This is a genomic window from Micromonospora sp. WMMD961, from assembly GCF_029626145.1.
GTDB lineage: Bacteria > Actinomycetota > Actinomycetes > Mycobacteriales > Micromonosporaceae > Micromonospora.
The window spans coordinates 5,184,723-5,210,250 of record NZ_JARUBJ010000002.1; the positions used below are offsets into that span (position 1 = coordinate 5,184,723).

22 protein-coding genes and 1 pseudogene are annotated in these 25,528 nt (G+C 70.5%); 8 read left to right on the forward strand and 15 right to left on the reverse strand.

The annotated features are described in order from the left end of the window. Positions 1–179 precede the first annotated feature (179 nt). Positions 180–2,024: a hypothetical protein gene (locus O7614_RS23345; protein ID WP_278140609.1), complete on the forward strand. Its 1,845-nt coding sequence runs from the start codon at positions 180–182 to the stop codon at positions 2,022–2,024. A 290-nt stretch (positions 2,025–2,314) separates the two neighbouring features. Next, positions 2,315–3,973 (forward strand): hypothetical protein, encoded by a 1,659-nt coding sequence (locus tag O7614_RS23350; protein ID WP_278140610.1) that lies wholly within the window; start codon positions 2,315–2,317, stop codon positions 3,971–3,973. 104 nt (positions 3,974–4,077) lie between these two features. On the opposite strand, the gene pulA is transcribed toward O7614_RS23350, so the two are convergent. The 5 genes from pulA to O7614_RS23380 form a co-directional block, all read right to left on the reverse strand. Continuing rightward, positions 4,078–9,573: a pullulanase-type alpha-1,6-glucosidase gene (pulA, locus tag O7614_RS23355; protein ID WP_278140611.1), complete on the reverse strand. Its 5,496-nt coding sequence runs from the start codon at positions 9,571–9,573 to the stop codon at positions 4,078–4,080. Between the two features lie 107 nt (positions 9,574–9,680). Next, on the reverse strand, positions 9,681–10,376 hold the full coding sequence (locus O7614_RS32260) for a cellulose binding domain-containing protein (RefSeq protein WP_347404371.1): 696 nt from the start codon (positions 10,374–10,376) through the stop codon (positions 9,681–9,683). A gap of 80 nt (positions 10,377–10,456) precedes the next feature. Further along, a complete protein-coding gene (locus O7614_RS23370) occupies positions 10,457–11,137 on the reverse strand; it encodes a hypothetical protein (protein WP_278140613.1) in 681 nt (226 codons plus the stop codon). Between the two features lie 135 nt (positions 11,138–11,272). Next, positions 11,273–11,662, reverse strand: a complete 390-nt coding sequence (locus tag O7614_RS23375; RefSeq protein ID WP_278140614.1) for a hypothetical protein — start codon at positions 11,660–11,662, stop codon at positions 11,273–11,275. A 37-nt stretch (positions 11,663–11,699) separates the two neighbouring features. After that, the gene (locus O7614_RS23380) at positions 11,700–12,485 is read right to left on the reverse strand and encodes a hypothetical protein (protein WP_278140615.1); all 786 of its coding nucleotides are present in this window, start codon (positions 12,483–12,485) and stop codon (positions 11,700–11,702) included. A gap of 19 nt (positions 12,486–12,504) precedes the next feature. On the opposite strand from O7614_RS23380, the gene O7614_RS23385 reads away from it, so the two are divergent. Beyond that, entirely contained in the window at positions 12,505–12,693 is a 189-nt protein-coding gene (locus O7614_RS23385) for a hypothetical protein (RefSeq protein WP_278142458.1), read from the forward strand. 182 nt (positions 12,694–12,875) lie between these two features. Here the strand turns inward: O7614_RS23385 and O7614_RS23390 are convergent. Further along, positions 12,876–13,295: pseudogene (locus O7614_RS23390) on the reverse strand (DedA family protein); the annotation flags it as partial. A gap of 15 nt (positions 13,296–13,310) precedes the next feature. Continuing rightward, complete coding sequence (locus O7614_RS23395; protein ID WP_278140616.1) at positions 13,311–13,526, reverse strand: hypothetical protein; 216 nt, start codon at positions 13,524–13,526, stop codon at positions 13,311–13,313. Positions 13,527–13,800: 274 nt separating this feature from the next. Here O7614_RS23395 and O7614_RS23400 point away from each other — a divergent pair, with 274 nt between their 5' ends. Further along, the gene (locus O7614_RS23400) at positions 13,801–16,653 is read left to right on the forward strand and encodes an aconitate hydratase (protein ID WP_278140617.1); all 2,853 of its coding nucleotides are present in this window, start codon (positions 13,801–13,803) and stop codon (positions 16,651–16,653) included. 77 nt (positions 16,654–16,730) lie between these two features. Here the strand turns inward: O7614_RS23400 and O7614_RS23405 are convergent, their stop codons facing one another. Next, positions 16,731–17,204 carry a hypothetical protein gene (locus O7614_RS23405; protein ID WP_278140618.1) on the reverse strand — a complete coding sequence of 158 codons (474 nt, stop codon included), beginning with the start codon at positions 17,202–17,204 and terminating at the stop codon, positions 16,731–16,733. A 132-nt stretch (positions 17,205–17,336) separates the two neighbouring features. On the opposite strand from O7614_RS23405, the gene O7614_RS23410 reads away from it, so the two are divergent. Both O7614_RS23410 and O7614_RS23415 read left to right on the forward strand, forming a co-directional pair. Continuing rightward, a complete protein-coding gene (locus tag O7614_RS23410) occupies positions 17,337–17,591 on the forward strand; it encodes a type II toxin-antitoxin system prevent-host-death family antitoxin (RefSeq protein WP_278140619.1) in 255 nt (84 codons plus the stop codon). Then, positions 17,588–17,962 (forward strand): type II toxin-antitoxin system VapC family toxin, encoded by a 375-nt coding sequence (locus O7614_RS23415; protein WP_278140620.1) that lies wholly within the window; start codon positions 17,588–17,590, stop codon positions 17,960–17,962. Before O7614_RS23410 ends, O7614_RS23415 begins: the two co-directional genes overlap by 4 nt. A 52-nt stretch (positions 17,963–18,014) precedes the next feature. Here O7614_RS23415 and O7614_RS23420 read toward each other — a convergent pair whose 3' ends face one another. Beyond that, complete coding sequence (locus O7614_RS23420; RefSeq protein WP_278140621.1) at positions 18,015–18,209, reverse strand: hypothetical protein; 195 nt, start codon at positions 18,207–18,209, stop codon at positions 18,015–18,017. A 363-nt stretch (positions 18,210–18,572) separates the two neighbouring features. On the opposite strand from O7614_RS23420, the gene O7614_RS23425 reads away from it, so the two are divergent. Both O7614_RS23425 and O7614_RS23430 read left to right on the forward strand, forming a co-directional pair. After that, complete coding sequence (locus tag O7614_RS23425; RefSeq protein WP_278140622.1) at positions 18,573–19,340, forward strand: DUF5753 domain-containing protein; 768 nt, start codon at positions 18,573–18,575, stop codon at positions 19,338–19,340. Beyond that, positions 19,331–19,519 (forward strand): DUF397 domain-containing protein, encoded by a 189-nt coding sequence (locus O7614_RS23430; protein WP_278140623.1) that lies wholly within the window; start codon positions 19,331–19,333, stop codon positions 19,517–19,519. The genes O7614_RS23425 and O7614_RS23430 overlap by 10 nt, the downstream gene beginning before the upstream one ends. A gap of 197 nt (positions 19,520–19,716) precedes the next feature. On the opposite strand, the gene O7614_RS23435 is transcribed toward O7614_RS23430, so the two are convergent. The 6 genes from O7614_RS23435 to O7614_RS23460 all read right to left on the reverse strand — a co-directional run bounded on the left by O7614_RS23435 (position 19,717) and on the right by O7614_RS23460 (position 25,477). Continuing rightward, on the reverse strand, positions 19,717–20,970 hold the full coding sequence (locus O7614_RS23435) for a sigma-70 family RNA polymerase sigma factor (RefSeq protein WP_278140624.1): 1,254 nt from the start codon (positions 20,968–20,970) through the stop codon (positions 19,717–19,719). 9 nt (positions 20,971–20,979) lie between these two features. Beyond that, a complete protein-coding gene (locus tag O7614_RS23440; protein ID WP_278140625.1) occupies positions 20,980–21,315 on the reverse strand; it encodes a YciI family protein in 336 nt (111 codons plus the stop codon). Between the two features lie 85 nt (positions 21,316–21,400). Next, positions 21,401–22,012, reverse strand: a complete 612-nt coding sequence (locus O7614_RS23445) for an ATP/GTP-binding protein (RefSeq protein WP_278140626.1) — start codon at positions 22,010–22,012, stop codon at positions 21,401–21,403. After that, on the reverse strand, positions 21,993–22,379 hold the full coding sequence (locus O7614_RS23450) for a DUF742 domain-containing protein (protein ID WP_145779890.1): 387 nt from the start codon (positions 22,377–22,379) through the stop codon (positions 21,993–21,995). Before O7614_RS23450 ends, O7614_RS23445 begins: the two co-directional genes overlap by 20 nt. A gap of 5 nt (positions 22,380–22,384) precedes the next feature. Further along, positions 22,385–22,807 (reverse strand): roadblock/LC7 domain-containing protein, encoded by a 423-nt coding sequence (locus O7614_RS23455; protein WP_278140627.1) that lies wholly within the window; start codon positions 22,805–22,807, stop codon positions 22,385–22,387. A 90-nt stretch (positions 22,808–22,897) separates the two neighbouring features. Further along, positions 22,898–25,477: a nitrate- and nitrite sensing domain-containing protein gene (locus tag O7614_RS23460; protein WP_278140628.1), complete on the reverse strand. Its 2,580-nt coding sequence runs from the start codon at positions 25,475–25,477 to the stop codon at positions 22,898–22,900. Positions 25,478–25,528 lie beyond the last annotated feature (51 nt).

The window sequence follows — 25,528 nt, forward strand, 5'->3', positions numbered from 1 at the left end:
GACCGGTTCGCTGATCCCCGCGCCCGACTGCGCCGTATGTGGAGTTATCTCGGATACGTCCGCATCGCGAAGATGGTTCTCATACGGTGGGGATCAGAGGCTACAACCCATTTGTAGCTGGTCGTGGCGCCCCAGGCGGTGCGACCCCGTCTGGTAGCAGGAAAGGGCGGAAGGCTCTGATGTCCAACGACGTAACGAGTACCGACGGCGGGGCCTCGACAGCTCCGCCGACACGACGACGGCGAGCGCTGTGGGTCGCTGGCGTTGCCGGGCTGACCGGCGTGGTCGGGCTGGCGGCCCTCGGCGGCGTGGCCGCCCGGGACGACAAGCCCAAATCCGACCAGGTCTCGGACGCGCAGCCGTCGACCAACCGGCAGAACGTCAGCGACGCCGGCGGTGCGGACGAGGGTGGCGCGAAGACCGATGGTCGGGACGACGAGTGGAGCGGCGACGACTGGAGCGGCTTCGACGACCGGTCCGGCAAGGACGACAAGCGCAACGAGAAGGACCGCACCAAGCAGGTCCCGTGCGACACCGACAAGCTGATCCAGGCCATCACGTTCGCGAACAACGACAACGGCGGCGTGCTGGAGCTGGCGAAGGGCTGCACCTACACCCTGACCCGCAACCAGGACGGCAACGGCCTGCCGGTGATCACCCAGCCCATCACCCTCAAGGGCGAGCACACCACCATCGGCCGTGAGGCCACCGCGGACTACTTCCGCATCCTCAATGTCGGCCCCGGCGGGCACCTCACCCTCAAGGGCCTGAGCATCAAGGGTGGGCAGACCCTTCAGGCCGCGATGACCGCCGACCCGGCGACGGTCTGGGCGCCGTACTCCGCCCTCATCCGGTCGACGGTGGCCGGCCCGGCAGCCAAGCCGGCAGCCGCAGCCAAGCCGGCAGCAGCGGCAGCGGCAGCCAAGCCGGCAGCGGCAGCGGCAGCGGCCAAGCCGGCGACGGCAGCGGCAGCGGCCAAGCCGGCGGCGACCGCCAAGCCGACGGCGCCGGCCAAGGCCGCAACCGCCAAGCCAGCGGCGACCGCCAAGGCCGCGGGCACAGCGGCCCAGGCAGCGGCAACCAAGCCAGCCCCGGCAGCTGCGGCGGCCAAGCCGGCAGCGGCCGAGCCGGTGGTGACGCCGCTGGTCGAGCAGCCCGGGTTCACCGACGGCGCCGGGGTGCTGGTGCAGCCCGGTGGTCGGGCGGAGATCCTGGACAGCGAGTTGCTCTACAACCAGTCCGGCGGCAACGGCGGCGGGCTGGCCAACTTCGGCAGTACCAGGCTGAGCAAGACGACGGTGGCGCACAACACCGCCTTCTTCTTCGGCGGCGGCATCTTCAATGCCGGCGTGCTCCAGGTGGACGAGTCGAAGGTGAAGGACAACACCGGGATCATCGGCGGCGGTGGCATCTCCAACGGCGCCCCGGAGATCTTCACCGAGGACGTCGACGGCGGCTCGGTCTGGGTCTACAAGAGCGAGGTCACCGACAACGAGACGCTCGGCTTCGGCGGCGGCGTCCTGGATGTCGAGGGCACCACGACCCTGCACGAGACGAAGGTCAGTGACAACACCGCGGTCCTCGCCGGTGGCGGCGTCGCGGTGGCCGACAGCCAGCTCACGCTCAAGCACGCGACGGTGGTCAAGAACAGCACCGCCGGCGTGGGTGGCGGTGTGGCGGTGGCCTTCGACAGCGTCGCGACGATCGAGAACAGCAAGATCAACGACAACACCGCCGGATTCTTCGGTGCCGGCCTCTACAACGACGACAGCGTCACCACGCTGCGCGACAGCGAGGTGGCCGGCAACCGGGCGGTCGGCCCGTTCGCCCGCGGCGGCGGCATCTTCAACACCGAGGGGAGCGAGGTCACGCTGCACCGGACGAAGGTGGCGCACAACTTCTCCACCCTCCCGCCCGGGGGCATCTTCAACAGCCTGGGCGGCACGGTGACCCTGGACGACGAGTCCGCTGTCACTGCCAACCGCCCGACCAACTGCTTCAACGTTCCGGACTGCTTCGCCTGATCGGGTGGGGCTGATCCACATAGAGGGCGCGCCCCTCCGAGCCGTGACCGGCTCGGAGGGGCGTACCCATTTGGGCAGGTCACGGGCTTCCCGGCCGGCTTGGGTGGTGGTGTGTCCGTCCGACCCCGCTGGGGGCAACATGAACCTAATGTGGGCTTCTCTCGGATAAGCCCACGAGGCGAGGAACCTTCTCATACGGTGGTTTTGGGAGCTACAACCGATTTGTAGCAGGGGACGCCCGTCTGACGGCGGCGACCCTGTCTGGTACGAGGAGAGGGCAGAGAGCTCCGATGTCCAACTACCTAACGAACAACGAAGCCTCCGGGCGGGCGACGGCCAAGCGCCGCCGCAAGCTCTGGCTCGCCAGTGGCGTGGCCGGTTTGACGGGCGTGATCAGTCTCGCGGCGGTGGGCGTCGCGGGCAGCGCCGGAGCGGTCGGCCTGAACTGGAACACCGCGCAGGTCAGCAAGGATGGCGACCAGCGGGGTGACGAGGCGCGCGACTGGGACAAGGACGAGGACCGGGACAAGGACAAGGACCGGGACAAGGACAAGGACAAGGACCACGAGCGCGGAAAGGAGGTGCCCTGCGACACCGACAAGCTGATCCAGGCGATCGTCTTCGCGAACAGCAAGCACGGCGGTGTGCTGGAGCTGGCCAAGGGCTGCACCTACAACCTGACCCGCAACGACTACCAGGGCAACGGCCTGCCGGTGATCACCGAGCGGATCACGCTCAAGGGCGAGCACACCACGATCGCCCGGGACGCCACGGCGGACTACTTCCGCATCCTCAACGTCGGCAGCGGTGGGCACCTCACCATCAAGGGCCTGACCATCAAGGGTGGCCAGACCCTCGAACTGTTCAACGGTGTCGAGCCGGCGGCTGTCTGGGCGTCCTACTCGGACTCCGAGGCGATCGCGGCGCAGGTGAAGGCGGGCGTCCCGTTGGACCAGGCGCTCACCGCCCGGCAGGCCAACCCGAAGGCGGGCCTGACGGCCGCGCCGAAGGTCACGGCCAAGGCCGCGCCGACCGCGAAGGCGGGTACCGTCACGCCGCTGGTGGAGTACCCGGAGTCCACCGACGGTGCCGGCATCCTGGTGCAGCCGGGTGGCACCGCCGAGATCCTGGAGTCCGAGGTCGTCCTCAACCAGTCGGGCGGCAACGGTGGCGGCGTGGCCAACTTCGGCACCACGAAGATCTGGCACAGCACCGTGACCCGTAACACCGCCTTCTTCTTCGGCGGTGGTGTCTTCAACGCCGGACTGCTCAAGGTCGAGGAGTCGAAGATCAAGGACAACACCGCCATCATCGGTGGTGGCGGTATCTCCAACGGTGCCGCGGAGATCTTCCGGGACGACGTCGACGGTGGGACGGTCGAGCTCAAGAAGGCCGAGATCACCGACAACGAGACGCTGGGCTTCGGCGGCGGCTACCTCGACATCGAGGGCAACACCACGGCGTACGAGACGAAGTTCGTCTCGAACACCGCGGTTCTCGCCGGCGGTGGCCTGGCGGCGGCGGACAGCCAGTTGAACCTGCACCACGTCTCGGTGGAGCGCAACAGCACCGCCGGTGTCGGTGGCGGTGTGGCCATCGCCTTCGACAGCGTGGCCACGTTCGAGAAGAGCAGCATCAAGGACAACACCGCCGGCTTCTTCGGCGGCGGGCTCTTCAACGCCTTCAGCGTCACCACGCTGCGTGACAGCGAGGTCGTCGGCAACCGGGCCATCGGCCCGATCGGAGTCGGCGGCGGCATCTTCAACATCTTCGGCGAGGTCAACCTGTCGAAGACGAAGGTCGCCCACAACTTCTCTACCTTCGAGCCGGGCGGTGTCTTCAGCTTCTTCGGAGACGTGAACGTGGACGACAAGTCCGCCATCACCGCGAACCGTCCGACCAACTGCCTGGCCATCCCGGGCGGCACCATCGAGAACTGCTTCGCCTGATCACCCTCGGGTGACGAGGGCACAGCATCAGAGGTGGCAGCGCAACACCAGCACAACGGACCGGCCCCCTTCCGCACCACGCGGAAGGGGGCCGGTTCACGTCACTACCTCTGGACGAACACCGCCACACTGCGTGCCGGCACGGTGAACGTCCCGGCGGCCCGGTCGAACGAGGCGGTACGCAGCACCGGGTCGGCCGAGTCGACCAGCACCGGGTGCAGTGCGACGTCCGCCCCGCGCAGCCCGGTCAGCGTCTGCGTGGCCGTCTTCGGGGTGGCGTTGAAGACGACGGTCACCGACGTCCACCGCCCGCCCAGCCCGCGGGCGTCCAGCGTCATGGTCAGCACGCCCGGCGTCTCCTGCTCCCCGGACAGCGGGAACGCCACCCGCCGCTGCACCTGCTCGGCGGTGTCCAGCCCGAACACCGGCGACGACGCCCGGATACGCAGCAGCTCGGCGTACCGGGCGTCGGTGGTGTTGATCGCCGCGCAGTCGGGCACCAGCGTCGGGTCCGCCAGCAGCGGCTTCGCGTACGGCCACTTGTCCTCGTTGTCAGGCGCGGGCGGCAGGCCGACGCCGAACCCGTTGCCCCGTTCGCAGCCCCACCGGATCTGGTTGAACCAGTCACCGGAGTTGTACGAGTTGCGGTCCAACGACTTCGACCGCAGCCGTTCGGTGCCGGCGGTGACGAACCCGGTGCCCTGGCCCAGCACCACAGTGCCGAGCGCCAACACCTGCATCCGGGAACGGTCGGTCGGCGAGGTGGCCTGCGGCAGTTTGTACGCCAGCGCGTCGTACAGGATCTCGTTGTCGTGGGCGTCGACGTAGGTGACGGCCTCCCCCGGCGCGGAGGTGTAGCCGGCCGGGGAGCCGTTGTAGTCCACCTGGTCCCCGGTGACCTGCCGTCCGGTGGTGTCGGTGAAGCGGTACCCGCGCAGGTTGCCGACCAGCCCCACCTTGATCAGGTCGTGGGCGCGCAGCAGGCGCGCCTTCTGCTCGGCCGGCGACCCGTTGACCTCGTCGCCGTTCGGGTCGGTGTAGAGGCCGGACGCGAAGCCCTGCGCCCCGGGGTTGCTGTCGAACGGTCCGCCGCCGCGCACCGCGTCGCGCAGCCGGTCGTTGAAGGTGCCGACTCCGGTGCCGGCCATGTTGGCCTGGGTGGCCTGGACGAAACGGGCATCGCCCGCCACCTCGCCGAAGTTCCAGCCCTCGCCGTAGAGCATGATCGCCTTGCCGTCGACACCGTCACGGGCGACGGTCAGTCGGTCCAGGGCTCGGCGTACGGCCAGGATGTTCGCCTTGGGGTGGTGACCCATCAGGTCGAACCGGAAACCGTCCACCTTGTACTGCCGGGCCCAGGTGACCAGCGAGTCGACGACAAGTTTGCCCATCATGGCGTGCTCGGGGGCGGTGTTGGCGCAGCAGGTGGAGTTGGCCACCGAGCCGTCGTCCAACAGCCGGTGGTAGTAGCCGGGCACCACCTGGTCGAGCACCGACCTGGCGTCGGTGCCGGCCGCCGACGTGTGGTTGTAGACCACGTCCATGACCACCCGCAGCCCGGCGTCGTTCACCCCGGCGACCATCCGCCGGAACTCGGTGGTCCGCGCCGCGCCGGCCGGGTCGACGGCGTAGCCGCCCTCGGGCACCGTGTAGTGCAGCGGGTCGTACCCCCAGTTGTAGCCGTCGGTGTCGGCGACCGCCGCCACGCACTTCTGCTGCTCCGCGGAGTCCGGCGGGAGCGCCGCCAGGTCGCAGGCCGGCTGACGCTGATCGGCCCGTTTCTCCGGGATCGTCGCGAAGTCGAACGCCGGCAGCAGGTGCAGGTGGGTGACGCCGGCGTCGCCGAGCGCCGTCAGGTGGGTCATCCCGGCGGTCTTCGGGTCGGTGAAGGCGAGGTACGTCCCCCGCCGCTGCGCCGGCACGGTCTCGTCGGCGATGGAGAAGTCCCGCACCGACAGTTCGGAGATCTGCGCCTTCGCCGGGGGCACCGGCGCCGGTTTGCGCAGCGTCCGCCAGCCCGCGGGGGCCAGCGCCGCGTCGTCCAGGTCGACCAGCAGGCTGTGCGTGGAGTCCGCGGCGAGGGCCACCGAGTACGGATCGGTCACCGACGCGGTGACCATCTTCTGTGCCGCCGGCTGCCACGCCCGCACCTGGTAGCGGTAGTACTTCCCGGTCCAGCTGCGGTCGCCGCGCGCCGACCAGACGCCGGTGCGGTCGTCACGGCGCATCGACACGGCCTTCGGTGTGGCGGTCGGCGAGTCGAACAGCTGCAACGTCACCGTCCGGGCGGTCGGCGCCCACACCGCGAGGCTCGGCGTCCGACCGGCGAACGTCGGCCCGAGGGTGGCGTCGGTGGCGCGGGAGTACACGTCGTCGAGCACGCCGGGGAGCTGCACACCGGTCGCCGCGAGCAGAGCGCCCGACGCGTCGCGTTCGGTGACCAGCACCTGCCCGCGCAGCGCCGCCGGGACCGCGGCCAGGTCGCCCCGGTCCAGCGCGAAGCTACGGTACGACCACAGGTGCGGGAACCGCTCGCGTTGGGCCTCGGTGAGCCCGTTGCGTTGCGCCCGCAACGGCAACGTGGTGTACGCCCCGGTCAGCTCCCCGTCGGCCACACCGACCCCGCCCTCCGGGGCGACGACCAGCGCGTACGTCTTGCCGTCGGTCGGGGGTGTCTGCCACGCCACGGTGGACCTGTCGATCCAGTGCGCCTTCTGTCGGGTGATGTCGGTGTCCCCGCTGGCGCTGGTCGCCGTCGACGGCAGCAACCGGCCCGGCGTGGCGGCGAGCAGCCACACCTCACGGCCGACGCTTCCGAAGTCGAGCCGCTGGTCGTCGGGCAGGTCCTTGGTGTCGCCCTGGTGGATGATGTAGTTCAGTCCGGTCGCGCCGGCCGCCAGCGGCACCCGGAACACCGCCCCGAACGCGTCAGTCCTGCTGGGCTTCAGCGGCGCGGCCCACTCGGTCGGGTTGGCCGCGCCGTCCCACACATGCAGGCCCCAGCCGTCGTAGTTGCCGTCGGCCCGCCGGTAGTGGATCATCGCGGTGTTCTCTTCGACCGGCGGGTCCGGTTCACCGGTGGCCGCCTGCCGACTCGGGTAGACCACCGGGTCACCCTGCTTGAGCCAGACCTCCCCGGTAGCGGTGACGTCGATGCTGCGGTCCTGGGCGACGTCCTTGCCACCGTTCTTGTCGACCACCACGAAACCCACGGACTTCGCGCCCGGCTTCAGCTTCACCCAGGCGAACCGGCCGTAGGAGTCCTCCCCGGCGAACGGCTGCCCCTTGGGCCACTCGGTGACGTACGCCGGGTCGATGTCCCCCCAGGCGTACAACCCCCAGTCGTCGTAACCGCCGGCCGGGCGCTGGTAGTGCACCACCGCCCACTCCCGGGACTTGCCCTGCTCCGGGGTGCCCACGATGGCCGTGGACCGGGCGGTGGCGGTGCGACCCCGACCGTCGCGGACCACCGCCTTGTACTCGACCCGCGTGCCGCCGGCCAGGCCGGTCAGGTCGTGCTGCACCGTGTACGGCGCGTGGTCGGCGCTGCCCAGCAACGTCCACCGGCCGCCCGCGATCCGGGCGGCGACGGTGACGGTGGCGAGCGGGTCACCGGTCACCTGGGCGGTGACCGCGGCCCGGGTGGCGACCAGCGCGTCCGGGGCCGGAGTGGTGATGGTGATGCGCGGCGCGGCGGTCGGGCGCGCGACGGGCGTGCCGGCCCGGTGCACCACCGCCGACAGAGCCGGCACGGTGAGGGTCAGCCGGCCGTCGGCGTTCGCCGTGGCGCGCCCGGTGTCGCCGTAGATGCCGGTGAAGGTGGCGCCGGCCGACCAGGTGTCCACGGTGACAGTCTGCGCGGTGTCGGCGTTGTTCACCGCCACCACGTACTCGGTCCGTTCGGCGGGGGCGATCCGGGAGGCGGCGAAGACACCCGGGCCGTCGGCGGCGTACCGGGTGACCTGCACACCGTCGCGCAGCGCCGGGTGCGCCTGGCGCAACCGACCCAGCTCGGCGATGGTCCGGTACAGCGGGTGACCGGTGTCGAACTGGTCGCTGGCATGGGTGCGGTCGGTGCCGAGCAGGTCGTCGTCGAGATAGTCGGGCACCTTCGAGGCGAACATGTCCTGCCGGGCGTCCTTGTCCCCGCCGGGCCCGGTGAAGCCCTGCTCGTCACCGGAGTAGATCACCGGCTGGCCCCGGGTCAGGAACATCAACTGATGCGCGAGTTGGTCACGGCGCAGGTGACTGGCCGGGTCGGTGCCACCACCGGCCACGAACGACCCGATCCGGCCCATGTCGTGGTTGCCGAGGAAGGTGGGCAGTCGACCCGCGTCGGTGTCCCGGGCGGCGTAGAGGTCGTCACGGGCGTACACGTCGGCGAGGGACTTCGCCGAACCCGCACCGGCGGTGTAACCGCGCGCGGCCTCCTGGAAGGCGAAGTCGAGAGTCGCCGGCAGACCACCCTGCCGGACGTAGCTGGAGCTGATCTCCGGGTCGGCGCTGTACACCTCGCCGAACATGAAGAAGTCCTTCTTGCCGGCCTTCTCGGCGGCCCGCTCGATGCCCTGGCTGAACTGCGGCCAGAAGTCCATGTTGACGTGCTTCACGGTGTCCAACCGGAACCCGTCGACGCCGGTGGCGCCGATCCAGTCGCCGTACGCCTTGGTCATCCCCTGGACCACCTCGGGCCGCTCGGTCCACAGGTCGTCGAGACCGAAGAAGTCGCCGTACTCGCTGTTCTCGCCCGCGAAGGTGGAGTCACCCCGGTTGTGGTACATCGTGACGTCGTTCAGCCAGGCCGGGACCTTGACGGTCGCGTCCGTCGGATCCAGGAACTTCGGGGTGTACGGGAACGACTCCTTGTCGACCGGCGGGAACGCCCGGGTGCCGTCGGCGTAGTTACGGTCCTCGAACGCCCGCCCCTGCGCGTCGGTGTACGGCGAGGCCGCCTTGTCCACGTACGCGTAGGAGCCCTCGGCGTACTTGATGACGTCGGCGGTGTGATTGACGATCACGTCGAGGTAGACCTTGATGCCGCGCTGGTGGGCGAGCTTCACCAGCCGCTTCATGTCCTCCTTGGTGCCGAAGTGCGGGTCCACCTCGGTGAAGTCGGTGATCCAGTAACCGTGGTAACCGGCGGAGATGTCGCTGCCGGAAACCTGCACCGGCCGGTTCTTGAAGATCGGGGCGAGCCAGATGGCGGTGGTGCCCAACCCTTGGATGTAGGCCAACTTGTCGATGACACCCTTGAGGTCACCGCCGTGGTAGAAGCCCTTGTCGGTCGGGTCGAGCCCGGTCCGCAGCCGGTCACCGGCGAGGCCACCGGAGTCGTTGCGGGGATCACCGTTGGCGAACCGGTCCGGCAGGACGAAGTAGAACTGTTCGGCCCGCGCGACGTCGCCGCCGGCCTTCAGCAGCGCCTCGGCGGTGGGTTCGTTGCTCCACTGGGCAGCGCCGCCGACGGTGACCGGGGCAGTACCGGACGGGCGAGGGGCGGCAGCGGCAGTTGGCGGCACGGCCACCGACGTGCCGACGAGCGTCAGGGTGAGCAGGGAGACGAGGGCCAGGGTGGTGCGCGGTATCGGCGAGGGTTTCATCGACGCCTTCCTCTGGTCGCGGATGGCCGCACGCTAACCCTCGCCGAAACATTCTGCAATGACTTGCAAACATGGTCGCAACAGAGCATGTCTTTGCGGAAGCGCCGTCAGAAGCCGCCGCAGCGCACCTCGTCCACCGTGCACACCCTCGGCGTACTGGACGCCCGCTCCATGTGGAACCGCAACGACACCGACCCGCCGGGACGCACGTCCACCCCACTGACGTACGTGAAACCGCTGCCGGACTGCCGGATCGTTCCCTGTGGAACGCCCTCCACCCAGGCGGTCACGAGCCGCCCACCGGAGAACTCCAACCGCACCGTCCAACCACGGCCCTGGGCCGACGCGTTGACCATCGACACCTCGCCGATGAAACCGCCGTCGAAACTCTGCACCACCCGGTACCGCCCGGTGACCGCCGGCTGCCCCTGCGGAGCACGGCTCGGCGACCGCGACGCCACCGGCCCACCGGTCGGGCTGACCGGCGGGGCGACCGACGGCGACCGCGAACCGGCCACGGCACTCGGCGGCAACCCGCTGGCGCGCCCGGACAACCCCGGCAACACCGGCGCCGGCGACGCCACCGGCGTGGATCGACTCGGCGGCGCCTCCGCCGACGGCAACGGCAACGCCGGCGGTGCCGACGCCCCGTCCGGTGCCGGACTACGCCCTCGGTACGTGCCCAGGACCATGAAGAGCAGGACCACCATCACGACGACACCTGCACCCACCACGACCCAGGGCGACGACACGATCGCGGCCGGACCGGGCGACAGTCGCCGGGCGCGACGCATGGCGGACATGAACCTCCCTCAGCGGATCGTCCGGGCAGCGTAGCGATCAGCGGCCGGCCCGGAAAGCGCCGACACCGCCCCACTCCCGCTCAGCCAAGCCGACAGTCGACCCCGTTGATGGTGCAGCGAAGCGGCCGTTCCGCCGACTCCCCCCACCCGACGCGCAACCGCACCGTCCGCGACGCACCCGGCTCCAGCGAACGCGTCCCCCGCAACACGAACTCGCCGTTCCCGCGCCCGCGCATCGAGATCCCCGAATCGTCGCTGAGGCGCAACGCCCAGAGGTCGTCGTCGAACGTCAACTCCACCGACCAGTCCACCGACCGGCTCGTCTCGTTGGCGATCGACAACACCGCCGCGTCACCGTCCCAGCCGTTCGTGCCGACCTGGTAGCGGGCGGTGACCGTGGCAACCGCCGACGGCGTCGACACCAGTGGAGCGCCCGTCCGCGCCGGCGTCGGAGAGCCGGTCACGGTGGCCCGTGGCGACGGCGCCCGACTGCTGCGCGACGGCCGAGGCGACACCGAACGCCGCTCCACGCCGGCCGGAGTCGGCCCACCCGTCGCGGACGCGGCAGCCGGCACCGTCGGCAGGTACACCGGAGGGGCCCCTTGCGGTACGGACTCCCGCTCCCTCGTCCGGAACGACAACAGAGCGACCACCAGCAGCACCACCAGCGCGCACACACCGAGCAGCACCACGATCCACGGCACCGATGCCAACATTCGAGCCGCCCGCGCCCCTGCCGCACCATCCGGCCGCACCGCCATCAGGTCTCCCCTCGTCCCCACCGACGCGACAGCGTAGCCAGCACGGTCCCGCTCGGAAATCGGGCGGGTACCGATCGAGCCGACCAGCCGACGCACCACGGAAAACGGCCCGACCTGGCGGACGGTCCCGCTCGATCAGCCCGTCCGGACGACGGTACAGATGACCGGCCCCTCGTCCGACATCCGCAGCAGGTAACGATACCGCTCCCCCGGCACCACCTGCCCCTGGCTGTCCAGGAACTCCCACTTCACCGCGACCATCGTCAACAGCGCGGACACCGGCTGCACATCCTCGATCCGGGCGTGCGCCGCGATCAACTCACGGTCCTGGTAGTCCGGTGCGGCACCCACGAAGGACAACGCCACCGCCGCCGGTGACGTGAACGAGAAGCTGTACGTGTCGGCCACCACCAAACCCGGGAGCGCGTAACAGCCCGCGATGGCCGGCAGGTCACCGCAGGTCAGCGCCACGCCGTACCGGTCGAAGAAGTCGGCCAGCGTGTCGAGATCCGTGGAGGCGTTCACGGCCACAGCAATTGCCGGTCACCACCCAGGTCAAACCTCAACGCGGCGGCACCCGTACCTCGATCTCCGAGCCCAGCCGGGCATCGGCGGCCAGACCCAGGTCGTCCCCGCTCCAGAACCGCCCCGGGTCGTACCAGTTAGGACGCCGGCCCGCCGGCAGCAACCCCATCGCCTCGTAGGTCACCGCCACCACCTCGGCGCAGTACGCCGTCTCCAGCGCCCGGTCCCGCTCCCCCGCCGATCCGGCCGGGCTCGCGGGCCTGGTGGAGTCCGCGGTGCCGTTCGCGTCGGGGGAGCTGGTGGGGATCGGCCGCGGTGCCAGCGCCGGCCAGCCGGGGCGCGGCAGCGCGGGCAGCCTGATCGGGCGCGCCAGGGCGGACAGCCGGCCGGGGCGCGGCAGCGCCGGCACCCGACCACGCACCCACCGCCACGCCAACTGAGCGGTGGACGGGAACGGGGTGCCGTCCAACCGGGCGATGGTCCGCAGCACCGCCCGCTCCATCTCACCGTCGGCCGGCGGATCGAGCTGCCGCAGCCAGGCCCGCTGCCCGTACCTGTTGGCCCAGACGCACACCGCGTCCCGCAGGTCGTGCAACTGGACGCCCCGCTGGTGGGTGCCCGACCACAGATCCGGCAACGACCTGCCCAACTCCGCATGCCACATCAACGGCGGCATGTCGTCCAGCACCACCGCCATGCCAACGTGGTTGACCGGGCTGTTGGTGGTGAACTGGATCGCCCGGTCCGGCACGCTGCGACCCCGGAACACCCACACGTCGCCGGTGCGGGTCAACTCGACGGCCTCATCCAGGCTGATGCTCATGAGGGTCTAGCCTAGGCCGATGGCGCAACGAATGCGGTGGTGGAAGGTTCTCGGGTTGGCCGGCCTCGCCGGCGTCGCAGCCTCCGGTGTGGTCATCGCGCGGGCAGAGCGGCGCCGGCGCGCGTACACCCCGGAGGAGATCCGGCAGCGGCTGCTGGAGCGGCACGCCCAGGCCGGCGACACCGCGAAGCCGACCGATCCCGCCTGACCATCCGCCACGACGCTCCCGGGTGGACAGTTGCCCGGTGCCGCCCACCTATGATCGCGCTCGAACATTGTTGTAGTGGCCTCGTTCCCCGATGAGACCCCTACTTCCTTGTTCGAGCACGATCTTGGTTGCCGGCCCGCCCGGGCCGGCCTGTCCCGGCCGGGACAGGCCGGACGGGAGGATCAGGTGTCCGCGCGGACCATCTCGGGGTCGGGCGTCGGCTCGACGGCCTCGATCCGGTGGGCTCGTCGGCGTAGCCACCACGTGCTGGCGAGGCCGGCCACCACCGCGAGGGCCAACCCGGCCCAGGAGATGTCCTTGAGCCAATGCTCGGCCGCCCGGCCCACCGTGAACAGCAGGTACGTGGTGCCGAACGCCCAGACCAGCCCGCCGGCCGCGTTCGCCAGCAGGAAGCGGCGGTACGGGACGTGCAGCGCTCCGGCGAGCGGCCCGGCCAGGATCCGCAGGAGTGCCACGAACCTACCGAAGAACACGGCCCAGACGCCGTACCGGGCGAAGCTCTGCTCGGCGCGGGCGAGTTGGGCGGGGCCGAGATGGCGGGGGAAGCGCCGGCCCAGTCGGGCGAGCAGTGGACGCCCACCCCGGCGGCCGACCGCTTACCCGATGGAGTCGCCCAGTATCGCGCCGGTGGCGGCGGCGGTGGCCACCCACTCGGGTTCCACCACTCCGGTGGCGGCGAGCAGGGCGGAGCTGACCAGGACGATCTCGCCCGGCAGTGGGACGCCCATGCTCTCCACGCCGATCACCCCGCCGACCAGCAGGTAAACGGCGATCGGCGGCAACGCCACGAGCCAGTGCTGGACATCGAACACTGTTGACCCCTTCTTCGGCCGGCCTCGAACCCTACCCGGGCGGCTTGTCTGGCCGGCGTCACCGCGGCAGGGGACATCGAGGCCCCACGCACGCCCCGTACCCGTCCTAGGAGGCTAGGGATGGTGGTGGGCGGCGGCGGACGGGCCGGGTTGCGCAACTAGCAAGACGGACGTACGGTTTTGTTGAGCGCGGAATCGGCGGTAAGTGTCACCTAACCTCGGCGGCACCCCGACCGGTGCGACAGACTGCTCAGGACTACTCACGGTCGCTGGTGTGAAGGAGTACGACGTGGCGAGCCTCGACACCTTCGGTGCGAAGACCCAGCTACGCGTCGGAGACGCGAGCTACGAGATTTTCAAGATCGACAAGGTGGACGGCCACGCTCGGCTGCCGTACAGCCTGAAGATCCTGCTGGAGAACCTGCTGCGGACCGAGGACGGCGCGAACATCACCGCCGACCACATCCGCCAGCTCGGCGAGTGGGACTCCACCGCCGCCCCGAGCGTGGAGATCCAGTTCACCCCGGCGCGGGTCCTGATGCAGGACTTCACCGGCGTGCCCTGCGTGGTGGACCTGGCCACCATGCGCGAGGCCGTACGCGACCTGGGCGGCGACGCCACCAAGGTCAACCCCCTCGCCCCGGCCGAGCTGGTCATCGACCACTCGGTCATCGCCGATCTGTTCGGCCGCGAGGACGCGTTCGCCCGCAACGTCGAGCTGGAGTACGAGCGCAACAAGGAGCGCTACCAGTTCCTGCGCTGGGGTCAGACCGCGTTCAACGAGTTCAAGGTCGTCCCGCCGGGTACCGGCATCGTGCACCAGGTCAACATCGAGTACCTGGCCCGCACCATCATGGAACGCAACGGGCAGGCGTACCCGGACACCGTCGTCGGCACCGACTCGCACACCACGATGGTCAACGGCCTCGGCGTGCTGGGCTGGGGCGTCGGCGGCATCGAGGCCGAGGCCGCGATGCTCGGCCAGCCGGTCAGCATGCTGATCCCCCGCGTGGTGGGCTTCAAGCTCTCCGGCGAGATGCCGGCCGGCACCACCGCCACCGACCTGGTGCTGACCATCACCGAGATGCTGCGCAAGCACGGTGTGGTCGGCAAGTTCGTCGAGTTCTACGGCCCCGGCGTCAGCGCCGTGCCGCTGGCCAACCGGGCCACCATCGGCAACATGTCCCCGGAGTACGGCTCCACCGTGGCGATCTTCCCGATCGACGCGGAGACGATCCGCTACCTGGAGCTGACCGGCCGCGACGCCGCGCAGGTCGCGCTCGTCGAGGCGTACGCCAAGGAGCAGGGCCTCTGGCACGACCCGGCGGCCGAGCCGGAGTACTCGGAGCGCCTGGAGCTGGACCTCAGCACCATCGAGCCGTCGCTCGCCGGCCCGAAGCGCCCGCAGGACCGGGTGCCGCTGGGCAGCGCGAAGACGCTGTTCCGCTCCGCGTTGACCGACTACGTCGCCGACGACTCCGCCGGTGAGCGTGACCTCAAGCCGAGCGTGGCGCGTGAGGAGCTGCCCCGCGGCGCCAACGGCCCGGCCGACGAGGCCAGCGCCGAGTCCTTCCCGGCCAGCGACCCGCCGGCCAACGAGTTCAGCGACCCGGCCGACGAGCCGCGCGACCTGGAGACGGCCGCCGCCGGAGCGGGTGGCCGGGCCACCAACCCGGTCCGGGTCACCGGCGCCGACGGTGTCGAGTACGAGCTGGACCACGGCGCCGTGGTGATCGCCGCGATCACCTCCTGCACCAACACCTCGAACCCGCAGGTGATGATCGGTGCGGCGCTGCTGGCCCGGAACGCCGTCGACAAGGGACTGAGCCGCAAGCCCTGGGTGAAGACCACCCTGGCGCCCGGCTCGAAGGTCGTCATGGACTACTACGAGCGGGCCGGTCTCACGCCGTACCTGGACAAGCTCGGCTTCAACCTGGTCGGCTACGGCTGCACCACCTGCATCGGCAACTCGGGCCCGCTGCCCGAGGAGGTGTCCGCCGCGGTCAACGAGCACGACCTGTCGGTCGTCTCGGTGCTCTCCGGCAACCGCAACTTCGAAGGCCGGATCAACCCGGACGTCAAGATGAACTACCTGGCGTCCCCGCCGCTGGTGGTCGCCTACGCCCTGGCCGGCACGATGGACATCGACCTGGCCAACGAGCCGATCGGCGAGGACACCGAGGGCAACCCGGTCTACCTGCGCGAGATCTGGCCGAGCAGCGCCGAGATCCAGGACGTCATCGCGCAGGCGATCGGCGCGACCGGGTTCAGCGCCGCGTACGCCGACGTCTTCGCCGGCGACGAGCGGTGGCAGTCGCTGCCCACCCCGACCGGCGACACCTTCGCCTGGGAGAACGACTCCACCTACGTGCGCAAGCCCCCGTACTTCGAGGGCATGCAGCAGGAGCCGAGCCCGGTCGTCGACATCGCCGGTGCCCGGGTGCTGGCCAAGCTGGGTGACTCGGTGACCACCGACCACATCTCGCCGGCCGGCGCCATCAAGGCCGACTCCCCGGCCGGCACGTACCTCGCCGAGCACGGGGTGCCCCGCCACGAGTTCAACTCGTACGGCTCCCGCCGGGGCAACCACGAGGTGATGATCCGGGGCACCTTCGCCAACATCCGGCTGCGCAACCAGCTGGTGCCCGGGGTGGAGGGCGGCTTCACCGTCAACCACCTCACCGGCGAGCAGACCTCGATCTACGACGCCTCGGTGGCCTACCAGGAGGCCGACATCCCGCTGGTCGTGCTGGCCGGCAAGGAGTACGGCTCGGGCTCGTCGCGGGACTGGGCGGCCAAGGGCACGATGCTGCTGGGCGTCCGGGCGGTCATCGCCGAGTCGTACGAGCGGATCCACCGCTCCAACCTGATCGGCATGGGTGTGCTGCCGCTGCAGTTCCCGGTGGACGTCACCGCCGAGTCGCTCGGCCTCACCGGCACCGAGACGTTCACCATCACCGGGGTGACCGCGCTCAACGACGGCGAGACCCCGCGCACCGTGCAGGTCAGCACCGACACCGGCGTGGAGTTCGACGCCGTGGTGCGGATCGACACTCCCGGTGAGGCGGACTACTACCGGCACGGCGGCATCCTGCAGTTCGTGCTGCGCCGCATGATCGCCAACTGATCGCGTACGACTGGTCGAGGGCCGCTTCCGCTTCGGCGGGAGCGGCCTTCGCCGTGCACGCCGAGGAAGGCTCGCGGTCAGAGAGCCTGGAGCCGCTCGTCTATCGCCGCATCCACCTGCTGGACCTCGTAGCCACGTAACCGCCGCCGCAGACTGGCCGTCCGCAGCACGTCTCGCGCGGCAGCCCGTGACACAGCGCTGTCGGCGGCCAGAGCCCCATCGACCTCGGCGAAGAGACTCTCGACCTGACGCATGTCATAACCGCGCAGAGTTACCACGAACGGCAACGGTGTGGTGGCAACTGGTCGCGCCGGTTCGCTCCAGGTGCCCGGGAGCGCGAGCGCAGCCAGCCGCTGGGCTATCGCCGCATCCACGTCCCGGGGGGCGTAACCCCGTATCCGCCGCCGCAGGGTGGTCGTCCAAAGCGCGTCCCGCGCGCCGGCCCGCAACACAGCGCTGTCAGCGGCCAGAGCCCCATCAACCTCGGCGAAGAGACTCTCGACCTGACGCATGTCGTAACCGCGCAGGGTAACGACGAACGGCAACGCCACGCGGCCACCATATCGGTCGCCAGTCGCTTCGACGGGCTAGGCGACAGGCGGGAGGGTGCCTGCGTCGTTCCCGGGTCGTTCCTCGTGCCGCGCCCCGCCACGGGCTAACCTCTTAGCTACGGAGGTGTCACGGTGGCCGGTGAAGCTGCGGCGCAGTTCAACATCCACGATGCGAAGACGAACCTGTCACGCATCATCGAACGGGTCGAGCACGGCGAGGAAATCGTGATCAGCCGGGCTGGCAACCCGGTCGCCAAGGTCATTCCTCTTCGTCGTACCACACGCACCGGTCGCGGGTCTCTGCGCGGTGCGCTGGATCTGACCGGTGACTGGGATTCCGACGAGATCAACGACGAGATCACCCGCGACTTCGGGCTGCCCGGATGAGGCTCTTGCTCGACACGCACGTGGTGCTCTGGTGGCTGACCGACGACCCGGTCCTCGCCACGGACATCAAGGACCGCATCGACACCGAACCCGACGTGTACCTGAGCCCGGTCACGCTGTGGGAGGTCGCGATCAAACAGTCGCTCGGCAAGCTGCCCGGCCCGGCCGATCTGACCGAACGGATCCGTGATGCCGAACTGCGGGAACTCCCGATCCGCCACGATCACGCCATCGCGGCAGGTCGACTGCCGCTGATCCACCGGGATCCCTTCGACCGGATGCTTGTCGCGCAGGCCCGGCATGAAGGGCTGACCCTTGTCACCAGGGACGACCGCATCCAGAAGTACGACGTACCGATCCTGGTGGCGTGACTTCCATCCGCCAGCGGATGGGGTCGTCGGCCGGCGCTCACCGCGTGGACGCTCAGCGCAGCCGTAGCGCGACAGCGCGGGCCTCCTCGTCGGTCAGCGGCAGGAACCAGAGGAAACGGCGGACGATGGCGACCGGGTCGGGGCCGCCCGGCTGGCCGCGCAGGTCGCGGATCGCCCGGCGGGTGATCCGGGTGAACTCGGGGATCAGCGTGGCCCGGCGGGCGGCGTCCGTCGGGGTCGCTCGCAACGCCGGGCAGGGCCAGTCCTGACCGCAGGCGTCGCATGTCCAGAGTGGGCCGTGGGCGGTGTGCGCGACCGGCGGGCCGCACCGGGACCGCCAACGCGATTCGGGTACGGCGTTCGCCGGGCGACCCGGGCCACGGTACGGAGGGTGCCGTGGCCCGGTCGGTCCGGCGCTGATCGCACGGGGCGAGGCTGGCCGGGCCGGTCGAGTGCCTGGCCGATGGGGGTCGTTGCAGGGCTTGTCGTCGGGCATCGTGTGCTCCCTCCTCGATGCTGTCTACACAGCACCCTGCCGAGGGTTGCCAATCGATCACACCGCGTATAACTATTACCCTCCAACGTCTGGAACGTTCTGAGGGGTCCGGGGATGAATCGAGCCGTACAGGCGGCGATGGTCGAGAGGGGCCACACAGCTGAGAGTCTCGCTGCTCAGATCGGTGTCGATCCGAAGACGGCAGCGAAGTGGGCGAGCACGGGACGTATTCCTCAGACGCGCCATCGTGCGCGGGTTGCCGAGTTGCTCGGCCGGAACGTTGACGAGTTGTGGCCCGACGCGCTGAAGCGCCGGACGCCCGCCTGGTTCCGCCCCTGGGCAGAGATCGAGCGCGAGGCGCTGTCGCTGCGATCGTTCCAGCTCGCGTGGATTCCGGGGCTTCTGCAGACCAAGGCGTACGCCTTGGCAACGCTGGTCGGTGAGGCGCTGACACCGGCCGAGGCCGACGATCTCGCCGAGGCGCGACTGAGTCGACAGGCCGTCCTGCGGCGGGAACGCCCGCCGCTACTCGTCGCGGTCCTCGACGAGGCAATCCTCCGGCGCACCGTCGACGGCGACCGGGCCATGATGCGGGAGCAGTGCGAGCGGCTGGCCGAGCAGGCCGCCCTGCCGAACGTGTCGCTCTTCATCGTGCCCGCCGACGTGGGCATGTATCCGGGCCTCGGCGGGCCGTTCACCATCGCCGAGATGCCGGACGGCGCGCGGGTCGCCCACGTCGACAGCCAGGCGCAGGCGCAGCTCATCGACAAGGTTGCCGACGTTGCTACGCTCGATCGACGGTGGGAACGCATTCGTGACGGAGCCCTGTCGCGGGCGCAGTCCCTCAATCTCATCAGGGAAGCGGCAGCCTCATGGACCTGACCGGCGCTCGGTGGCGCAAGAGCAGCAAGAGTGGCAACAACGGCGGTGACTGCGTCGAGGTGGCCGACAACCTCCCGGGCGTCATCGGCGTACGCGACTCCAAGGACCCGGCCGGTCCGGCGCTCGCCTTCGACCCGGCGGCCTGGTCCCGATTCCTCGAGTTGGCCAAGCGCGGCTGAACCCTCCCCACGGTCGAGCGTGTGTCGCGCGAGAAGATCGCGGAGCGAGGACAGACCGGGCCCGTCGATCATGGAGTTGTGGTGCCTGGTTTGGCAGTCCATGGGGTGCTTTGTTGCCCACCACAACTCCATGATCGGCAAGGCGGTGCCGGTCCGGATGACCGACGTACCGGTCCTGGTGGCGTGCGGCCGCTCCGCTAGCTGTCGGCGAGGTCGTCGGCACGCTCGAGCAGCGCACGGCGCTCGGCGGTCGAGCCCACCATCGCCGCGGCCTGCCGGAACAGTCCGGCGGCGCGACGTCGGTCGCCCTGCCGGGCCACCAGGTCGGCCTGCACCGCCACGGCGAGCGGATAGCCGTCCAGCCCTCCCCCGGCACGCGCCGCGTCGAGCAGCACCAACCCGACGGCCGGCCCGTACGCGTACCCGTGCGCGACAGCGCGGTTGAGCGCGATCACCGGGGAGGGACGGAGGTCGGCCAACGCGTCGTAGGCCCGCGCGATCGTCGGCCAGTCGGTGTCATCGGCCGAGGCCGAGGTGGCGTGGCAGGCGGCGATCCGGGCCTGCCACGCGTACGGCCCGTCGTGGCGTACCCGATGGAGGGCTTCCACGCCCTCGGCGATGGCCGCACGGTCCCACCGCGCGCGATCCTGTCGTTCCAGGGTGAGCAGGTTGCCGGCGACGTCGCGGCGGGCGTCCCGGCGGGAGTGCTGGAACAGCAGCAGCGCCAGCAGCGCGGCCACCTCCGACTGCGACGGCATCAACCGGTCGAGCAGCCGGGCCAGCCGCACCGCCTCGTCGGCGAAGGCCGGCTCGCCGTCGGCGACGTAGCCCCGGGTGAACAGCAGGTACAGCACCGCGAGGACGCCGGGCAGCCGCTCGGTCAACGCCGGCCCGTGCGGCACCCGGTAGGGGATGCCGGCCTGCGCGATGCGGGTCCGGGCCCGGGTCAGCCGCCGGGTCATCGTCGACTCGCTGACCAGCAGCAGCCGGGCGATGGCGGCGGTCGGCACGCCACAGACGGTGCGCAGCGTCAACGCCACCCGGGCCTCGAGCGCGAGCGCCGGATGGCAGCAGGTGAAGATAAGCCGTAGCCGGTCGTCCACCACGTCCTCCCTCACCTCGGGCTCGGGCTGCGCGTCGGACGGCGTGAGCAACGCCAGGTCGTGCAGCTTGCGGCGCTCCACTGTGGCCCGGCGCAGCACGTCGAGCGCCCGGTTGCGGGCCACTGTCATGAGCCAGCCGCCCGGGTTGGCCGGCACGCCGTCGACGGGCCAACGCTCCAGCGCGACGGCCAGGGCCTCCTGGGCGCAGTCCTCGGCCAACGCCCAGTCCCCGGTCACCCTGATCAGGGTCGCGACGATCCGGGGGTACGCCTCGACGCCGGCCGCCGCGACGGCTTCCGCCGCCGCGCCGGCCGGTGCCTCCGGGCGCATCGCCCGGCGCTGCGACATGGGCACCCGTCAGTCGGGCAGGTCCGCGAACGGTCGCAGTTCCAGTCGCCCCTCGCGGGCCATCGGGTGGGTGCGGGCCACCTCGATCGCCTCGTCCAGGTCAGCGCACTCGATCAGGTCGAAGCCCACGATCACCTCGGCGGTCTCCGCGAACGGCCCCTCGGAGACGAGCAGCTCACCGTCGCGCACCCGGACGGTGGTGGCCGCGCTGGTCGGCGCCAGCGCGTCGCCGGTCAGGCGGCGGCCACGAGAGTCGTTCTCCGCCACCCACTTGTGGATGTCGGGTAGTTCGGTGGGGTCGGTGTCCGGCTCGCTGTCACTGCACACGAACATCATGTACTTCATCTGGTCGCTCCCTGGTCTCTCGGGGTGTCGCCAGCATGACGATCGTCCGACGGCGTTCCGGACACCCTCCCCCGAAAAACTTCGGTCAGTCTCCGCTGGCGGCGCGGCGACGGGCCTCGCGGGTCTTCATGGCGTGCTCCATCAGCGTGACGAGCACCTCCTTGCTGGACTCGCGCTGCCGGGCGTCGCAGAGCAGCACCGGCACCCCCGGGTCCAGGTTCAGCGCGGCCTGCACCTCGTCGAGCCGGTACCGCCGGGCGTCGGCGAAGCAGTTCACCGCGACCACGAACGGGGTGCCCCGGCCCTCGAAGTAGTCGATCGACGGGAAGCAGTCGGCGAGCCGACGGGTGTCGGCCAGCACCACCGCACCGATGGCGCCCAACGCCAACTCGTCCCAGACGAACCAGAACCGGTCCTGGCCGGGCGTGCCGAACAGGTACAGCACCAGGTCGTCGCTGATGGTGATCCGGCCGAAGTCCATGGCCACTGTGGTAGTGGACTTGCCCTCCACACCGGACAGGTCGTCGATGCCGACGCCGGACTCGGTCAGCACCTCCTCGGTGCGCAGGGGCCGGGTCTCGCTGACCGCACCGACCATGGTCGTCTTGCCCACGCCGAAGCCGCCGGCGACCAGGATCTTGATCGCGGTGGGCAGAGGCGTCGCTCCCGCCGGCCGGTCAGAGTGCCCGTAGTCCATTGATTACCGCCTCGAAGATGCTGTTGTCGGGAAGACCGGCCGTGGTCTGCGGCTCGCGGACCCGCACCAGGCTGCGGGCCGCCAGATCACCGAGGAGCACCCGGATGGTGCCCACCGGCAGGTCGAGATGGGCGGCGATCTCGGCGACGGACTGTATGCGCTGGCACAGTCCGACGATCGCCACGTGCTCCGGACCGAGACCGATCTCCGGCGTGACCTCGGCTTGGGTCGCGGTGACCAGGGAGATCAGGTCGAAGGTGCCGGTGACCGGGCGGGCCCGCCCGCGCGTCACCGCGTACGGGCGCACGACCGGACCCGCGTGGTCATCCACCCACTGATGGTCTGCGGACTCCCCCTGCACCGTCATCGCCGCTACCTCTCGTCGACCGACTGCTCAGTTGCACGGGACGGAGACGCGACGTACTTGCCGACGCGGGTGACCAGCATCGCCATCTCGTAGGCGATCAGGCCCACATCGGCGTCCTCGCTGGCCAGGACTGCCAGGCAGGCGTTGCGTCCGGCCGCGGTGACGAACAGGAACGACGACTGCATCTCGATGATGGTCTGCTGCACCTGCCCGCCACCGAAGCGCTTCCCCGCACCTCGGGCCAGGCTCTGGATGCCGGCCGCCATCGCCGCCAGGTGCTCGCCGTCGTCCCGGCTCAGACCCTGGGAGGCGGCCATCAACAGCCCGTCGCTGGAGAGCGCGACCGCATGCTCGGCCTGCTTCACCCGGCCCACCAGATCATCCAGCAACCACGTCAGGTCGGCACTCGAAGCCGTCTTCTGCGCCACTTCGTCGTCCTCTTCTCGCCCGGCTGTTGCGCCGTGTTCGTCTAGGGCTGACCGTCACGCCATGCGGGGATCCCGCACTCCGACGGTCGGTCAGGGGGCTTGGGGGTCCTCGTCGCTCGGCTCGGGCGTCGCCGCCGGCGAGGCGCCGGACGCACCGCCGAGCAGCCGTGCCGCGTCGGTTCGGCCGCGGCGGGTGCCGGTCTGGTAGGAGCTCATCATCCGGCGCACCTGCTCCGGTGGACGCACCACATCCTCGTCGTCACTCTCCGACTCGGCAGGGTCGTCCCGTAGCTCGGGAACGATGTTCGCCTGCCGAACCCGGACGGGCAGACCCGAGTCGGTGTGCGCCGCCTCGGCCTGGCCGGGCCTCGGGCCACTGTCGGCGCTCGCGACCGTGGGGCCGTCATCGGCCGCGATCGGCGCGTCGACCCGGTCCGCACCTCGGGTGCGGTCGACCGCGGGCAGGCCGGTGGGCACCGTGGGGGCTTCCAGCGCCGGCTGGCTCGGGCCACGCCGGGCCCGGGTGGGCAGCTCCGGCGCGCCGCTGGCCGGCGTCGTCCGCTGCCGGGTGGGCAGGGCGGTGTCGGCCTCGTCGGCCGGCGTCGTCGGGTCGGCACCGTCCGGCGTGGGCGCTGCCGGGACAACCGTTTCCGGTACGTCCGAAGCGGTGGCTGTCGTGGCGGCCAGCGCGACCGGTGCGAGGGCGGTCGAACGGCCGGTGTCGCCGGAACCCACCGACGGCGTCGGGGTGGCCGAGCCGGTTCGTATCGCGCCGGAGTCCTCCGGGCCGGGACCATCCTCGGTGACCAGGTCGAGCGGGATCAGCACGACCGCGGTGGTGCCGCCGTACGCCGACTCCTTCAACCGCACCCGCACGCCGTGCCGCTCGGTCAGCCGGCTCACCACGTAGAGGCCGAGGCGGGCGGCGTTGGCGAGGTTCAGCTCGGACTGGTCGACGATCCGGTGGTTCGCCGCGGCCAGGTCCTCCTCGCTCATACCGAGGCCCCGGTCCTCGATCTCGATGGCGAACCCGTTGGCCACCGACTGCCCGCGTACCTCGACCGTGGTGTGCGGCGGGGAGAAGGACAGGCCGTTCTCGATGAGCTCGGCGAGCAGGTGGATCACGTCGCCGACCGCGCGGCCGGCGAGGGAGACCTGACCGAGCGGCAGCACGTTGACGCGGGTGTAGTCCTCCACCTCGGCCACGGCGCCGCGCACCACGTCGACCATCGGGACGTTGCGCCGCCAGGCCCGACCGGGGGTGGAGCCGGAGAGGACGATCAGGTTCTCCGCGTTGCGCCGCATCCGGGTGGCCAGGTGGTCGACCCGGAACAGGTCCTCCAGCTCCTCCGCGTCGTGTTCACGGCGCTCCATCGCATCCAGCAGGGTGAGTTGGCGGTGCACGAGGGCCTGGGTGCGGCGGGCCAGGCTGAGGAAGACCTCGCGGACGTTGCGCCGCAGGTCGGCCTGCTCCACGGCCGTCCGCAGGGCGGTTTCCTGGACGGCGTTGAACGCCTTGCCGACCTGGCCGATCTCGTCGTTGCCGAAGTCGAGGGGTGGCGCCTCGGTGGCCACGTCGACCTCCTCACCGCGACCGAGCCGCTCGACCACACTGGGCAGCCGCTCGTTGGCCAGGCGGAAGGCCGCATCACGCATCCGTTCCAGTTGCCGCACCAGGGCTCGGGCGGTGGTGATGGACACGATGATCGAGGCGATGACGGCGAGCAGGCCGAGGCCGGTGGCCAGCGCGAGTCGGACGACGACGCCGATGGCGACCGGGGTCGCCCGGTCGACCACGTCGTCGCCGCCGGCCAGCACGACCGCGGTGATCTCGGTCAGCGCCGGGGCGGTGGTGTCGCTCCACTCCGTCGCGGTGACCGGCGGCCGGCCGGCACCGGAGCCCTGCATGAGCTGGGTCTCAAGGGCGGTCAGTCGGCCAAAGGTGGCACCGGTCGACATCGCTTGGTAGCGACGCTGGTCGGCGGCGGGGAGTCGGAGCAGTGCCGAGGTGGCGACGAACTGTCGGGCGCCGACGAACCGGGTGAACTCCGCCCGCTCGGCCGGGGTGATCCGCCCGGCGGCCAGCACGCCAGCCAGCAGCGCGTCCTCCTGGGACAGCAGCTCACGGGACCGGTTGAGGCCGATCAGCGCGGCGGTGTCCTCCGCGACCTGCTCGTCGTCGAGGTTGCCGAGCGCGTCGTACACCCGGTAGATCGACTCGATCACTCCGGTGAAGGTCGCGGCGGCCCCGGCCCGGTCGATGCTCCGGTCGTCGACCGCCGAACGGGTCCTGCTCAGCTCGTTCAGCCCTGTCGTGAGATCCTTGATCCGCTGGTCGAGCGTGTCACTGCCCAGCGTGCTGACCTGCCAGTTCTCGGTGGACTTCGTGAACCTCGCGGCCAGCTCGTCGGTGCGCTGCCGTATCTGCGCCAGCGTGGCGCGCTGCGCGTCATCCGGTCGGCCGAGGTAGACCACCGACGTCCGACGCTCCATCTGCAACTGCAACAGCAGAGGCTCGGTGGGATCGAAAACCTTGCTGTCCAGCGCCTGCACACCGAGCAGATTGATCCCGTCTCGGACGGTGACCCAGGCCGTGAAGCCCCACAGCGCGACGAGCGAGACGAGGAGAGCAACGACCTTGGTACGCAGATTCGTACTGCGGGAACCCATTCCACCGTCCCTGGCGCGGCCTGTGTGATCGTTCAGTCAGGAATGCGTCAT

Bases quoted from the DNA above. Each gene is read 5' to 3' on its own strand.
- O7614_RS23430 (WP_278140623.1), top strand. From the start codon at position 19,331: ATGGACCTGACCGGCGCTCGGTGGCGCAAGAGCAGCAAGAGTGGCAAC.
- O7614_RS23370 (WP_278140613.1), bottom strand. From the start codon at position 11,137: ATGGCGGTGCGGCCGGATGGTGCGGCAGGGGCGCGGGCGGCTCGAATG.
- O7614_RS23450 (WP_145779890.1), bottom strand. From the start codon at position 22,379: ATGACGGTGCAGGGGGAGTCCGCAGACCATCAGTGGGTGGATGACCAC.
- O7614_RS23460 (WP_278140628.1), bottom strand. From the start codon at position 25,477: ATGGGTTCCCGCAGTACGAATCTGCGTACCAAGGTCGTTGCTCTCCTC.
- O7614_RS23415 (WP_278140620.1), top strand. From the start codon at position 17,588: ATGAGGCTCTTGCTCGACACGCACGTGGTGCTCTGGTGGCTGACCGAC.
- pulA (WP_278140611.1), bottom strand. From the start codon at position 9,573: ATGAAACCCTCGCCGATACCGCGCACCACCCTGGCCCTCGTCTCCCTG.
- O7614_RS23435 (WP_278140624.1), bottom strand. From the start codon at position 20,970: ATGTCGCAGCGCCGGGCGATGCGCCCGGAGGCACCGGCCGGCGCGGCG.
- O7614_RS23440 (WP_278140625.1), bottom strand. From the start codon at position 21,315: ATGAAGTACATGATGTTCGTGTGCAGTGACAGCGAGCCGGACACCGAC.
- O7614_RS23385 (WP_278142458.1), top strand. From the start codon at position 12,505: ATGGCGCAACGAATGCGGTGGTGGAAGGTTCTCGGGTTGGCCGGCCTC.
- O7614_RS23425 (WP_278140622.1), top strand. From the start codon at position 18,573: ATGAATCGAGCCGTACAGGCGGCGATGGTCGAGAGGGGCCACACAGCT.
- O7614_RS23380 (WP_278140615.1), bottom strand. From the start codon at position 12,485: ATGAGCATCAGCCTGGATGAGGCCGTCGAGTTGACCCGCACCGGCGAC.
- O7614_RS23350 (WP_278140610.1), top strand. From the start codon at position 2,315: ATGTCCAACTACCTAACGAACAACGAAGCCTCCGGGCGGGCGACGGCC.
- O7614_RS23345 (WP_278140609.1), top strand. From the start codon at position 180: ATGTCCAACGACGTAACGAGTACCGACGGCGGGGCCTCGACAGCTCCG.
- O7614_RS23445 (WP_278140626.1), bottom strand. From the start codon at position 22,012: ATGGACTACGGGCACTCTGACCGGCCGGCGGGAGCGACGCCTCTGCCC.
- O7614_RS32260 (WP_347404371.1), bottom strand. From the start codon at position 10,376: ATGTCCGCCATGCGTCGCGCCCGGCGACTGTCGCCCGGTCCGGCCGCG.